The sequence below is a fragment of the Sphingomonas sp. genome (assembly GCF_048594985.1).
Lineage (GTDB): Bacteria > Pseudomonadota > Alphaproteobacteria > Sphingomonadales > Sphingomonadaceae > Sphingomonas_I.
On sequence record NZ_JBMDXG010000215.1, the window covers coordinates 1 to 12,384 of the forward strand.

The 12,384-nt window shown below is 66.4% G+C and carries 12 protein-coding genes; 11 read left to right on the plus strand and 1 reads right to left on the minus strand.

The genetic code is table 11. The annotated features are described in order from the left end of the window. From ACOJSF_RS08450 to ACOJSF_RS08490, 9 genes are all read left to right on the plus strand, one after another. A partial coding sequence (locus tag ACOJSF_RS08450) for a molybdopterin-dependent oxidoreductase (RefSeq protein WP_420141774.1) occupies nt 1-1,381 on the plus strand: 1,381 nt, incomplete at its 5' end. Then, nucleotides 1,378-2,421 (plus strand): NADH-quinone oxidoreductase subunit NuoH, encoded by a 1,044-nt coding sequence (gene nuoH / locus ACOJSF_RS08455; protein ID WP_420141775.1) that lies wholly within the window; start codon nt 1,378-1,380, stop codon nt 2,419-2,421. The genes ACOJSF_RS08450 and nuoH, both read left to right, overlap by 4 nt. A gap of 4 nt (nt 2,422-2,425) precedes the next feature. Continuing rightward, nucleotides 2,426-2,911, plus strand: a complete 486-nt coding sequence (nuoI, locus tag ACOJSF_RS08460; RefSeq protein ID WP_420141776.1) for an NADH-quinone oxidoreductase subunit NuoI — start codon at nt 2,426-2,428, stop codon at nt 2,909-2,911. Between the two features lie 36 nt (nt 2,912-2,947). Beyond that, complete coding sequence (locus ACOJSF_RS08465; RefSeq protein ID WP_420141777.1) at nt 2,948-3,556, plus strand: NADH-quinone oxidoreductase subunit J; 609 nt, start codon at nt 2,948-2,950, stop codon at nt 3,554-3,556. Beyond that, nucleotides 3,553-3,858 carry an NADH-quinone oxidoreductase subunit NuoK gene (gene nuoK / locus ACOJSF_RS08470; RefSeq protein ID WP_420141778.1) on the plus strand — a complete coding sequence of 102 codons (306 nt, stop codon included), beginning with the start codon at nt 3,553-3,555 and terminating at the stop codon, nt 3,856-3,858. The genes ACOJSF_RS08465 and nuoK overlap by 4 nt, the downstream gene beginning before the upstream one ends. A gap of 7 nt (nt 3,859-3,865) precedes the next feature. Beyond that, on the plus strand, nt 3,866-6,010 hold the full coding sequence (gene nuoL, locus ACOJSF_RS08475) for an NADH-quinone oxidoreductase subunit L (RefSeq protein WP_420141779.1): 2,145 nt from the start codon (nt 3,866-3,868) through the stop codon (nt 6,008-6,010). 1 nt (nt 6,011) lies between these two features. After that, nucleotides 6,012-7,553 carry an NADH-quinone oxidoreductase subunit M gene (locus ACOJSF_RS08480; protein ID WP_420141780.1) on the plus strand — a complete coding sequence of 514 codons (1,542 nt, stop codon included), beginning with the start codon at nt 6,012-6,014 and terminating at the stop codon, nt 7,551-7,553. Then, complete coding sequence (gene nuoN / locus ACOJSF_RS08485; protein ID WP_420141781.1) at nt 7,553-8,989, plus strand: NADH-quinone oxidoreductase subunit NuoN; 1,437 nt, start codon at nt 7,553-7,555, stop codon at nt 8,987-8,989. Before ACOJSF_RS08480 ends, nuoN begins: the two co-directional genes overlap by 1 nt. Before the next feature lie 43 nt (nt 8,990-9,032). Then, entirely contained in the window at nt 9,033-9,722 is a 690-nt protein-coding gene (locus ACOJSF_RS08490) for a biotin--[acetyl-CoA-carboxylase] ligase (RefSeq protein WP_420141782.1), read from the plus strand. A gap of 5 nt (nt 9,723-9,727) precedes the next feature. Here ACOJSF_RS08490 and trmFO read toward each other — a convergent pair whose 3' ends face one another. After that, a complete protein-coding gene (gene trmFO, locus ACOJSF_RS08495) occupies nt 9,728-11,053 on the minus strand; it encodes a methylenetetrahydrofolate--tRNA-(uracil(54)-C(5))-methyltransferase (FADH(2)-oxidizing) TrmFO (RefSeq protein WP_420141783.1) in 1,326 nt (441 codons plus the stop codon). A 41-nt stretch (nt 11,054-11,094) separates the two neighbouring features. Between trmFO and ACOJSF_RS08500 the strand changes: the two genes are divergently transcribed. Both ACOJSF_RS08500 and ACOJSF_RS08505 read left to right on the plus strand, forming a co-directional pair. Beyond that, nucleotides 11,095-11,526 carry a DUF488 family protein gene (locus ACOJSF_RS08500; RefSeq protein ID WP_420141784.1) on the plus strand — a complete coding sequence of 144 codons (432 nt, stop codon included), beginning with the start codon at nt 11,095-11,097 and terminating at the stop codon, nt 11,524-11,526. Nucleotides 11,527-11,644: 118 nt separating this feature from the next. Then, nucleotides 11,645-12,384 (plus strand): adenosylhomocysteinase (locus ACOJSF_RS08505; RefSeq protein ID WP_420141785.1); only part of this gene is annotated, 740 nt, incomplete at its 3' end.

Genomic DNA, 12,384 nt, shown 5'->3' on the forward strand with positions numbered 1-12,384 from the left:
CTTCAACTACCGCCCCTGGGAGCTGAAAAAGACCGAGAGCATCGACGTCATGGACGCGCTCGGCTCGGCCATCCGCATCGACGCGCGCGGGCCCGAGGTGATGCGGGTGCTGCCGCGCATCAACGAAGAGATCAACGAGGAGTGGGCGTCGGACAAGACGCGCCACGCGGTCGACGGGCTGGTCCGCCGCCGCCTCGACAAGCCCTATCGGCGCAAGGATGGCAAGCTCGTGCCCGTGACGTGGGGCGAGGCGTTCGACGCGATCGCGGCGGTGAATGCCGGATCGAGCGTCGCGGCGGTCGCCGGCCCGCTGGTCGATTGCGAGACGCTCTACGCCGCCAAGGTGCTGCTGCGGTCGATGGGCTCGGACCTGCTGGAAGGGCGCGACAACGGCTTGACCTACGACACGTCGAGCCTCGCGGCGGTCAATTTCAACTCGACCATTGCGGGTATCGAGACGGCGGACGCGATCCTGCTCGTCGGCTCGAACGTCCGCTGGGAAGCGCCCTTGGTCAACACGCGCATCCGCAAGGCGGTCAAGCGCGGCGCGAAGGTGTGGGCGATCGGGCCGGAGGTCGACCTGACCTATCCCGTGACGTGGCTCGGCAACGACCTGTCGCTGCTCGGCAACCTGCCGGGCGAATTGACGGATCTGTTCGCGAAGGCGCAGCGCCCGGCGGTGATCGTCGGCGGCGGCGCGATCAAGGCGGCGCAGGGCGCCACGCTCGCGCTCGTCGACAGCCTCGGGCTGATCAAGGACGGCTGGAACGGCTATAACGTGCTCCACATTTCGGCGGCGCGGATGGGCGGGCTCATGCTCGGCTACGCGCGGACGGGCGGGATGGCGGACATCGTCGCGGCGGCGCCCAAACTGCTTTTCCTGCTCGGCGCGGAGGATGTCGCGGCCGAGACGGTTTCGGGCAGCTTCAAGGTCTATGTCGGCCATCATGGCGATCGTGGCGCGGCGCTGGCCGATGTGATCCTGCCGGCGGCGGCCTATTCGGAGAAGCCAGGCACCTACGTGAACCTCGAGGGGCGCGTCCAGCGCGGCGACCGCGCGGTGTTCCCGCCGGGCGATGCGCGCGAGGATTGGGCGATCCTGCGCGCGCTGAGCGACGTGCTGGGCCACACCCTGCCGTTCGACAGCTTCGACGCGCTGCACACGCAGATGGCGGCCGAAGTTCCGGCGCTCGGCAATGTCGGGGCGATCGCGTCGTTCGATTGGTCGGTGCCGTCGCTCGATCGCAGTGCCTCGGGCGAAATCGCCTATCCGATCCAGGATTTCTACCTGACCAACGCCATCGCGCGCGCCAGCGACACGATGCATCGCTGCTCGTCCGAACTGCTGCACGGCGAGTCCTTTGCGGAGGCGGCCGAATGACCGACTTTTTCGCCGGCTTCATGCCGTGGGGCGCCGCGTGGACCGTCGCCACGATCGTCGGCATCCTGCTGATCGCTTTGCCGCTGATGCTGGCGGTGGCGATGATCATCTATGCCGATCGCAAGATCTGGGCGGCGATGGCGCTGCGGCGCGGACCCAACGTGGTCGGGCCGTTCGGCCTGCTCCAGTCGTTCGCGGACGGGCTCAAGGTCTTCCTCCAGGAAACGATCATCCCGTCGGCGGCCAATCGCGGCCTGTTCCTGATCGCGCCGATCATCACCTTCACGGTCGCGCTCGCGGCATGGGCGGTGATCCCGTTCGGGCCGAACATGGCGCTGGCCGACATCAATGTCGGGCTGCTCTACCTGCTCGCGATCAGCTCGATGGGCGTCTACGGCATCATCCTGTCGGGGTGGGCGTCGAACTCGAAATATCCCTTCTACTCCGCGATCCGCGCCGCCGCGCAGATGGTGAGCTACGAAGTGTCGATCGGGTTCGTGCTGATCTCGGTCGTGCTGTGGACCGGCAGCTTCAACCTCAACGAGATCGTGACCAGCCAGCGCGGGCACATTTTCGGCTTCATCAATTTCTACGCGCTGAACCCGCTGCTGTTTCCGATGTCGGTGGTGTTTCTGATCTCGTCGATGGCGGAGACGCAGCGCGCGCCGTTCGACCTGACCGAGGCGGAGAGCGAGATCGTCGCCGGATATCAGACCGAATATTCGTCGATGAGCTTCGCGCTGTTCTGGCTCGGCGAATATGGCAACGTGCTCCTGATGTGCGCGCTCAACGCCACGCTCTTCTGGGGCGGGTGGTTGCCGCCGCTCGACATTCCGATCCTGTATGCGGTGCCGGGGATCGTCTGGCTGTTCGCCAAGATCCTGTTCGGCTTCTTCGTCTTCTCGTGGGTGAAGGCGACGGTGCCGCGCTATCGCTACGACCAGCTCATGCGGCTGGGCTGGAAGATCTTCCTTCCGCTGTCGCTGTTCTGGGTGTTCCTCGTGTCCGGGTATCTGATGATCACCCGTTACGGAGTCTGAGGCCGTGAACCTCGCTTATTACGTCAAGTCGTTCACGCTGTGGGAGTTCGTCAAGGCGCATGCCAAGACGCTGCATTACTTCTTCAAGCCGAAGGCGACGATCAACTACCCGTACGAGAAGAACCCGATCTCGCCCCGCTTCCGTGGCGAGCATGCGCTGCGCCGTTACCCGAACGGGGAAGAACGCTGCATCGCGTGCAAATTGTGCGAGGCGGTGTGCCCGGCGCAGGCGATCACGATCGAGGCCGAACCGCGCGACGACGGCAGCCGCCGCACGACGCGCTACGACATCGACATGACCAAGTGCATCTTCTGCGGCTTCTGCCAAGAGGCGTGCCCGGTCGACGCGATCGTCGAGGGTCCGAACTTCGAATATTCGACCGAGACGCGCGAGGAGCTGATCTACGACAAGGCGAAATTGCTCGAGAATGGGGACCGCTGGGAGCCGATCCTTGCGCAGAACCTTGCCGCCGATGCACCCTACCGTTAAGCCGCGCCGCAACTCGTCAGGGGCCTACCGACAGCCGTGATCCAGCTCTTCGCCTTCTATCTGTTCGCGACCGTCACGGTGCTCGCGGGCGTGCTGTGCGTCACCGCGCGCAATCCCGTCCACAGCGTGCTCTGGCTGATCCTCGCTTTCTTCAACGCCGCCGGGCTGATGGTGCTGGTCGGCGCCGAGTTCATCGCGATGCTGCTCGTCATCGTCTATGTCGGCGCGGTCGCGGTGCTGTTCCTCTTCGTCGTGATGATGCTCGACATCGACTTCGCCGAACTGCGCTCGGGCTTCGCGCGCTATCTCCCGCTGGGCCTCGCGCTGGTCGTGCTGCTCGCGGTTGAGATCATCGTCGCGACCGGCGCGTGGAGCGCGGGCGGGGTGGCGCTCAACCGCACCGCGCCGACGCCCGAGTCCGTGCCGAACATCCAGGCGATCGGCATCCTGATCTACACCCGCTACCTCTACATCTTCGAAGGCGCGGGCCTCGTCCTGCTCGTCGCGCTGATCGGCGCGATCGTGCTCACGCACCGCAAGCGCGGCGGGGTGCGCGCGCAGAACGTGACGCAGCAGAATATGCGCCGCCCGCAGGATGCGGTGGTCAACACGCAGCCCGCGGTCGGGCAGGGGGTCGAGCTGTGATCGGGCTCACGCATTATCTCGCGGTGTCCGCGATCCTGTTCGTGACGGGGGTGTTCGGCATCTTCCTCAACCGGAAGAATCTGATCATCATCCTGATGGCGATCGAGCTGATCCTGCTCAGCGTGAACATCAATCTGGTGGCCTTCTCGGCCTATCTGAACGACCTGGTCGGCCAGGTGTTCGCGATGTTCGTGCTGACCGTCGCCGCCGGCGAGGCGGCGATCGGGCTGGCGATCCTCGTCATCTATTTCCGTGGCCGGGGCACGATCTCGGTCGATGACGTCAACCGGATGAAGGGGTGAGCGGCCGGTGATCGTCGCACTTGTTTTCCTGCCGCTGCTGGCCGCGATCGTCGCGGGTCTCGGCAATCGCGCGATCGGCAACACCGCCGCGAAGCTCGTCACCACGGGCGCCTTGTTCGCGTCGTGCGCGATGGCGTGGCCGATCTTCATCGGCTTCCTGACCGGGGGCGCGACCGAACAGGTCGTGCCCGTGCTCAGCTTCATCGATTCCGGCGCGCTTCAGGTCGACTGGGCGCTGCGCGTCGACACGCTGACGGCGGTGATGCTGGTGGTGGTGACGAGCGTGTCGAGCCTCGTCCACCTCTACAGCTGGGGCTATATGGCGGAGGATCCGTCGCAGCCGCGCTTCTTCGCCTATCTGTCGCTCTTCACCTTCGCGATGCTGATGCTGGTGACGGCGGACAGCCTGATCCAGATGTTCTTCGGGTGGGAAGGCGTGGGCCTCGCTTCCTATCTGCTGATCGGCTTCTGGTACGAAAAGCCGAGCGCGCAGAAGGCGGCGATCAAGGCGTTCGTGGTCAACCGCGTCGGCGACTTCGGTTTCAGCCTCGGCATCTTCGGCACCTTCCTCGTGTTCGGCACGGTTTCGATCCCCGCGATCCTCGCCGCCGCGCCGTCGATGGCGGGCGCGACGATCGGCTTCCTGGGATACCGCGTCGACACAATGACCCTGCTCTGCCTGCTGCTGTTCGTCGGCGCGATGGGCAAGTCGGCGCAGCTCGGCCTCCACACCTGGCTGCCCGACGCGATGGAAGGCCCGACCCCGGTGTCGGCGCTGATCCACGCCGCGACGATGGTCACGGCGGGCGTGTTCATGGTCTGCCGCCTGTCGCCGATGTTCGAGGTGAGCCCGACCGCGCTGACCGTCGTCACCTATGTCGGCGCCGCGACCGCCCTGTTCGCGGCGACGGTCGGCACGACGCAGACCGACATCAAGCGCGTCATCGCCTACTCGACCTGTTCGCAGCTCGGTTACATGTTCTTCGCGGCGGGCGTCGGCGCCTATGGCGCGGCGATGTTCCACCTGTTCACGCACGCTTTCTTCAAGGCTTTGCTGTTCCTCGGCGCGGGCTCGGTCATCCATGCGATGCACCACGAACAGGACATGCGCTTCTACGGCGGCCTCAGGAAGCATATCCCGCTGACCTTCTGGGCGATGATGGCGGGCACGCTCGCGATCACCGGCGTGGGCGTGATCCAGATCGGCGCGCTGCCGCAGCTCGGCTTTGCCGGCTTCTTCTCGAAGGACGCGATCATCGAGGCGGCCTATGCCAGCGGGACGATGGCGGGCGGCGTCGCCTTCTTCGTCGCGGTGTTCGCCGCGCTCCTGACCAGCTTCTATTCGTGGCGGCTCGTCTTCCTGACCTTCTTCGGCACGCCGCGCTGGGCCGCGTCGGAGCATATCCAGCATGCGGTGCACGACGCGCACGGCCATGGGCATGACCACGATCACGGGCATGACCATGCCATCGCGCACGATGTGGGCCATGTCGGCGACCATCGTGTCGGCGATCCGGCGGGCGAGCATGCCGGCGATCATGGCCATGGCGCGCACGGCCACGGGCACGATCATTCGGCCGACGGCACGGCGGGCTATCATCCGCATGAATCGCCATGGCCGATGCTGGTGCCGCTCGGCGTGCTGACGCTCGGCGCGATCTTCGCCGGGTTCGCCTTCCATCATTATTTCATCGATGCGGAGCACGGCGCCGAATTCTGGAAGGGCAGCCTGTTCTTCAACGCGCGCCTGATGCACGCGATGCACGAAGTGCCCTTGTGGGTGAAGCTGTCGGCGACGGCGGTGATGATCACCGGCTTCCTCGTCGCTCTGTGGGCTTATGTGCTCGATACGAGCGTGCCGGCGAAGTTCACCGCCACCTTCCGCGGGCTCTACGCCTTCCTGCTCAACAAATGGTATTTCGACGAGCTGTACGACATCCTGTTCGTGCGCCCCGCCTTCGCGCTCGGCCGCTTCTTCTGGAAGCGCGGCGACCAGAAGACGATCGACCGCTTCGGTCCGAACGGGGCGGCTTGGGTCGTCCAGCTCGGCAGCGTCGCCTCGCGCAGGCTGCAATCGGGCTACGTCTACACCTATGCGCTGGTGATGCTGCTCGGGCTCGCCGCCGCCGCCACCTGGGCGATCGCGATCTGACATGAACCAGCTTGGCTTCCCCATCCTCACCCTGTTGATCGCGCTGCCCACGCTGGCGGCGGTGCTCTGCCTGTTCGCCGACGCCAAGGCCGCGCGCTGGATCGCGCTCGGCGCGACGGTCGCGAACTTCCTGCTCGGCATCCTGATGTGGGCGACCTATCGGGTCGATGGTCCGCAATGGCAGTTCGTCGAAAACCTGCCCTTGTTCGGCCGCTTCTCGTGGGCGCTCGGGATCGACGGGATCGCGCTCCTGCTGATCGAACTGTCGGTCTTCCTGATGCCGCTCTGCGTGCTGGCGAGCTGGGAGGCGATCTCCAAGCGCGTGCCCGAATATATGGCGGCGTTGCTGCTGACCGAAACGCTGATGATCGGCGTGTTCGCGGCGCAGGACCTGTTCCTGTTCTACATCATGTTCGAAGCCGGCCTGATCCCGATGTACCTGATCATCGGCATCTGGGGCGGGGCGGACCGCATCTACGCGTCGTACAAATTCTTCCTCTACACGTTGCTCGGCTCGCTCCTGATGCTGATCGCGATGATGTGGATGGCGAACTATGCCGGCACAACCAGCATCCCCGTGCTGATGACCACCGATTTCCCGGCGGGCGCGCAGACCTGGCTGTTCCTGGCTTTCTTCGCCTCGTTCGCGGTCAAGATGCCGATGTGGCCGGTCCACACCTGGCTGCCCGACGCGCACGTCCAGGCGCCGACCGCGGGCTCGGTCATCCTCGCGGGTGTGCTGCTCAAGATGGGCGGCTACGGCTTCATCCGCTTCTCGCTGCCGATGTTCCCGGAGGCGTCGGCGCAGCTCTTCTGGCTGATCGCCGGCCTGTCGAGCGTGGCGATCGTCTACACCAGCCTCGTCGCGCTGGTGCAGGAGGACATGAAGAAGCTGATCGCTTATTCGTCCGTCGCGCACATGGCGTTCGTCACCTACGGCCTATTCGCCTTCAACCGGCAGGGCTTGGAAGGCGCGATGCTGGTGATGCTCAGCCACGGCGTGGTGTCGGGCGCGCTCTTCCTGTGCGTCGGCGTGGTCTATGACCGGCTGCACACGCGTGAGATCAGCCGTTATGGCGGCGTCGCGAACAACATGCCGCGCTATGCCGTGCTGTTCCTGCTGTTCACGATGGCGTCGGTCGGCCTGCCCGGCACGTCCGGCTTCGTCGGCGAATTCCTGGCGATGATGGGCATCTATCAGGCGTCGACGCTCGCGGCGTTCGTCGCCACCACGGGCATCATCCTCGGCGCGGCCTACATGCTGTTCCTCTATCGTCGCGTGGTGCAAGGGCCGCTCGACAAGCCCGACGTCGCGGCGATGACCGATCTGTCGGCGCGCGAGATCGCGATCCTCGCGCCGCTCGCGGCCGTCGTGATGTGGATGGGCGTCTATCCGGAGAGTTTCATGGCGCCGATGCGCAAGGATATTGGCGTGATCCTCGACCGGGTTGACCGGTCGTGGCCCGGCGGGGATTCGAAACTCGTGAAGTCGGCAAACCCGGTCGCGCCCGCGACGCATGCCGTCCACGGGGAGGCGCACTGATGGGCGCGTCGCTGTCGCTGACCCTGCCCGAGGTGATCCTGTCGCTCGGGTCGCTGGTCCTGTTGCTCGTCGCCGGGTGGAAGGGTGACGCGGCAACCCGCTTCATCAGCTTTGCCGCGATCGGCCTGTTCGTGCTCGCCGGGCTGGCGCTGCTCGGCCCCGCCGGCAATGGCGGGGAGGCGTTCGGCGGGCTCTATGTCGCCGATCCGTTCGCGGCCTTTTCGAAGGTGCTGATCTATATCGCCGCGGCGGTGTCGGTCATCCTCGCCCACGGCTTCTTCGCGCGCGCCGATCAGCTTCGCGCCGAATATCCGATCCTCATCCTGCTCTCTTCGGTTGGCATGGGGATGATGGTGTCGTCGGGCGACCTGCTCACGCTCTATGTCGGGCTCGAACTGCAAAGCCTGTCGGCCTACGTCCTGGCCAGCTTCATGCGGCGCGACATGCGCGCGGCCGAGGCGGGCTTGAAATATTTCGTGCTCGGCGCGCTCGCCAGCGGCATCCTGCTCTACGGCATCGCTTTGCTCTACGGCTTCACCGGAACGACGGTCTATGGCGGCATCGCCGGGGCGGTTGCGGCCAACGGCCTGTCGGCCGGGCTGCTGTTCGGCCTCGTCTTTGTCCTGTCTGGCCTATTCTTCAAGGCGTCGCTGGTGCCGTTCCACATGTGGACGCCCGACGTCTACGAAGGCGCGCCCACGCCGGTCACCGCCTTCTTCGCCTCGGCGCCCAAGGTCGCGGCGATGGCCTTGCTCGTGCGCGTCGCGGTCGAGGCACTCGGCCCCGCGACCGATGCGTGGCGTCAGGTGATGGTGTTCTCGGCGCTCGCCTCGACCATTCTCGGTGGCGTGGCGGCGATCGGACAGGTCAATATCAAGCGGCTGCTGGCCTACTCGTCGATCAACAATGTCGGCTTCGCGCTAATGGGCCTGATCCCGGGGACCGAGGCGGGGGTCGCGGCGGTGCTGACCTACATGACGGTCTATATCGTCATGACGCTCGGCAGCTTCCTGTGCGTGCTCCAGATGCGCGACGCGGACGGCAATCAGGTCGAAACGATTGCCGCCCTGTCCGGCCTGTCGCGCACGCGGCCGGCGCTGGCGGCGGCGCTCGCCATTTTCATGTTCAGCCTCGCGGGCATTCCGCCGCTGTTCGGCTTCTGGCCGAAATTCGTGGTGTTCGACGCGCTGGTGCAGATCGGCATGTGGCCGCTCGCCGCGATCGGCATCGCCACCTCGACGATCGGCGCCTTCTATTATCTCAAGATCGTCAAGACGATGTATTTCGACGATCCGGCGGCCGAGTTCGCCCCGGCCGAGAGCAAGCTGGAAGGCGGGCTGATCGCGGTGGCGGCAGTCGCGGTGTCGCCGCTCGGTTATCTTGCCATCCCCTTCCTCGGCGCGGTCAGCCTGGCCGCCGCGCGGGCGCTGTTCTGATCGCTGCCCTCCGCCCCTTCGTGGGGCGAGGGTGGTTGCCCGCATGATCCGCACGGTCGCCGAAACCGGATCGACCAACGCCGATTTGCTGGCGGAAGCGGGGCAGGGCGCATCCGAAGGCGTGTGGCTCCGTGCCGAGCGCCAGACGGGCGGACGCGGGCGGGCGGGGCGCGCGTGGACGTCGCCGCCGGGCAATCTCTACGCCAGCACGATCGTCCGCCTGCGCCCCGGCGACCCGCCCGCGCCCACGCTCGCGCTGGTCGCGGCCGTCGCGGCGGAGGGGGTCGCCTCCGCTTATGCCGGCCCCGGCCACCTCACGATCAAATGGCCGAACGACATCGTGGCCGGGCCCGCCAAGCTGGCCGGGATCCTGCTCGAACGCGCCGACGACGCGGTGGTGATCGGGATCGGGGTCAATCTTGCGCATCATCCGTCCGATCTGGATCGGCCGGCGATCAGCATCGCCGCCCTGTCGGGCGCGGCGCCCGACCCGCATCCGTTTCTGGTTGAGCTGGCCGACGCCTTCGCGCACTGGCTGGGGCGGTGGCGGGGCGAGGGGCTCGGCCCGGTCCGCGCCCGCTGGCTCGCGCGCGCGCACCCGATCGGCAGCGCGCTCCGTACAGGCGGCCGCGAGGGCCTGTTCGAAGGCCTGACCGATGAAGGCGCTCTGCTGATCCGTTACGCGGACGGAACGAATTCGATCATCCGCGCCGGCGACGTTTTCCTGCTGTAGGCGGTTCAGCCGTCAACTTCGTAAACTTTGCCCGCCCACGCCGCTAGCGCGTCGCGTGCCCGCGCCGCCATCATCGCCTTGCGGTCGGCCTTGCGGCTCTTGCCCGGCAGCGGCGGGAACAGCCCGAAATTGACGTTCATCGGCTGGTAGGTCTCGGCCTCCGCCCCGCCCGTGATGTGGCCCAGCAGCGCGCCGAGCGCGGTCTCGGGCGGGGGCGGCACGATCGCCCGCTCCGCCAGCTCGGCCGCGAGGAAGCGGCCCGCGAGCAGGCCGATCGCCGCGCTTTCGACATAGCCCTCGCACCCCGTGATCTGCCCGGCGAAGCGCACGTTGGGCCGCGTCTTCAGCCGCAGCGATCCGTCGAGCAGCTTGGGGCTCTGGATGAAGGTGTTGCGATGAAGGCCGCCCAGCCGCGCGAACTCGGCCTTCTCCAGCCCCGGGATCATGCGCAGCACGCGGACCTGCTCGGCATATTTGAGCTTGGTCTGGAAGCCGACCATGTTCCACAGCGTGCCGAGCGCGTTGTCCTGGCGCAGCTGCACGACCGCATAGGGCCAGCGGCCGGTGCGCGGATCGTCGAGCCCGACCGGCTTCATCGGTCCGTAGCGCAGCGTGTCGATCCCGCGCGCCGCCATCACCTCAATCGGCATGCACCCCTCGAAATAGGGCGTGTCCTTCTCCCACTCGCGGAATTCGGTCTTCTCGCCGTCGAGCAGCGCCTGATGGAAGGCGAGATATTCGTCCTTGTTCATCGGACAGTTGATGTAATCGTGCCCGTCACCCTTGTTCCAGCGTGACTGGAACCAGGCCACGTCCATGTCGATGCTCTCGCGATGGACGATCGGCGCGATCGCGTCGAAGAAAGCGAGCGCGTCCTCGCCGGTCTCGGCCCTGACCGCCTCGGCGAGCGGCGCGGCGGTGAGCGGGCCGGTCGCGATGATCGCCGGGCCATCGGGCAGGGCATCGACCCGTTCGCGCACCAGCTCGACATTGGGATGCGCCGCGAGCATGGCGGTGACGCCGGCCGAGAAGCCATCGCGGTCGACCGCCAGCGCCGATCCGGCCGGCACGCGGTGCGCATCCGCCTGCGCGAGGATGAGCGAACCGAGCGCGCGCATCTCGGCATGGAGCAGGCCGACCGCATTATGTTCGGCATCGTCGGAGCGGAAGCTGTTCGAACAGACCAGTTCGGCCAGGTGATCGGTCTGGTGCGCGGGGGTGCCCTCGACCCCCCGCATTTCCGACAAACGGACCTTGAACCCCGCTTCCGCCAACTGCCAGGCGGCTTCCGACCCGGCGAGCCCGCCGCCGATGATGTGTACGTTATGCATGGCGGCCTCGTATCGGCCCGCCGCCTCACTATCTAGCCGTGATGCGCATCTTCACGATCGGTTATGAGAAGGCGACCCAGGCCGAGCTCGTCGCGGCCTTGACCGCAGCGGGCGTCACGCGGCTGATCGACGTGCGGGCGGTGCCGCTGTCGCGGCGGCCCGGCTTTTCGAAGAACATCCTTGCCAACGGGCTGCGCGAGGCCGGAATCGACTATGTCCACCTGAAGGCGCTCGGCACCCCGCCCGAGGGGCGCGAAGCGGCGCGCAAGGGGCGGCACGACGTGCTGGAACGCGTTTATGCCGGCCAGCTCGAACTGCCCGAGGCGATTGCGCAGGCGGCGATCATGCTCGACCTTGCCGAAGAAAGACCGTCGGCACTGCTCTGCTTCGAGCGGGAGCCTGGTGGGTGCCATCGCGCGCTCTTGCTGCGGTCGGTCGCGCCGCAGGCGGAGGTGGTCCACCTCTTCGCCTGAATGCCCTTGCGGAGCGATATAAAGCTTCCTTTATATTTGCCTGGTTCCGCGTGACCGGCTAGGCGGCGGAGCAGGGCCGCAATTGGCCGATCCTTTTTTTTGCCCAGGAGATTTCCCCGTGGCCACCGCCGCTGTCGAGAATTTCACCGACTATCTGGTCCACGACATCGCGCTTGCCGGCTTCGGCCGCAAGGAGATCGCGATCGCCGAGACCGAAATGCCCGGCCTGATGGCGCTGCGCGAGGAATATGGCGCGTCGCAGCCGCTGAAGGGCGCGCGCATCACCGGCTCGCTCCACATGACGATCCAGACCGCGGTGCTGATCGAGACGCTGGTCGCGCTGGGCGCCGAGGTGCGCTGGGCGACCTGCAACATCTTCTCGACCCAGGACCATGCCGCCGCCGCGATCGCCGCGCGCGGCATCCCGGTCTTCGCCGTGAAGGGCGAAACGCTGGCCGAATATTGGGACTTCGTCGGCGACATCTTCGCGTGGGATCGCGCGACGCCCGGCCAGACCGCCAACATCATCCTCGACGATGGTGGCGACGCCACGATGTTCGCGCTGTGGGGCGCGAAGATCGAAGCCGGCGCGACGTTGCCCGAGCCCGAGAATGACGAGGAAGTCGAGTTCCAGCGCGCGCTGAAGGCGTTCATCGCGGCGAAGCCCGGCTATCTGACCGAGACGGTCAAGACCCTGAAGGGCGTGTCGGAAGAGACGACCACCGGCGTACATCGCCTGTATGAGATCGCGAAGAAGGGCGAGCTTCCCTTCCCGGCGATCAACGTCAACGACAGCGTGACCAAGTCGAAGTTCGACAATCTCTACGGTTGCAAGGAATCGCTGGTGGACGCCATTCG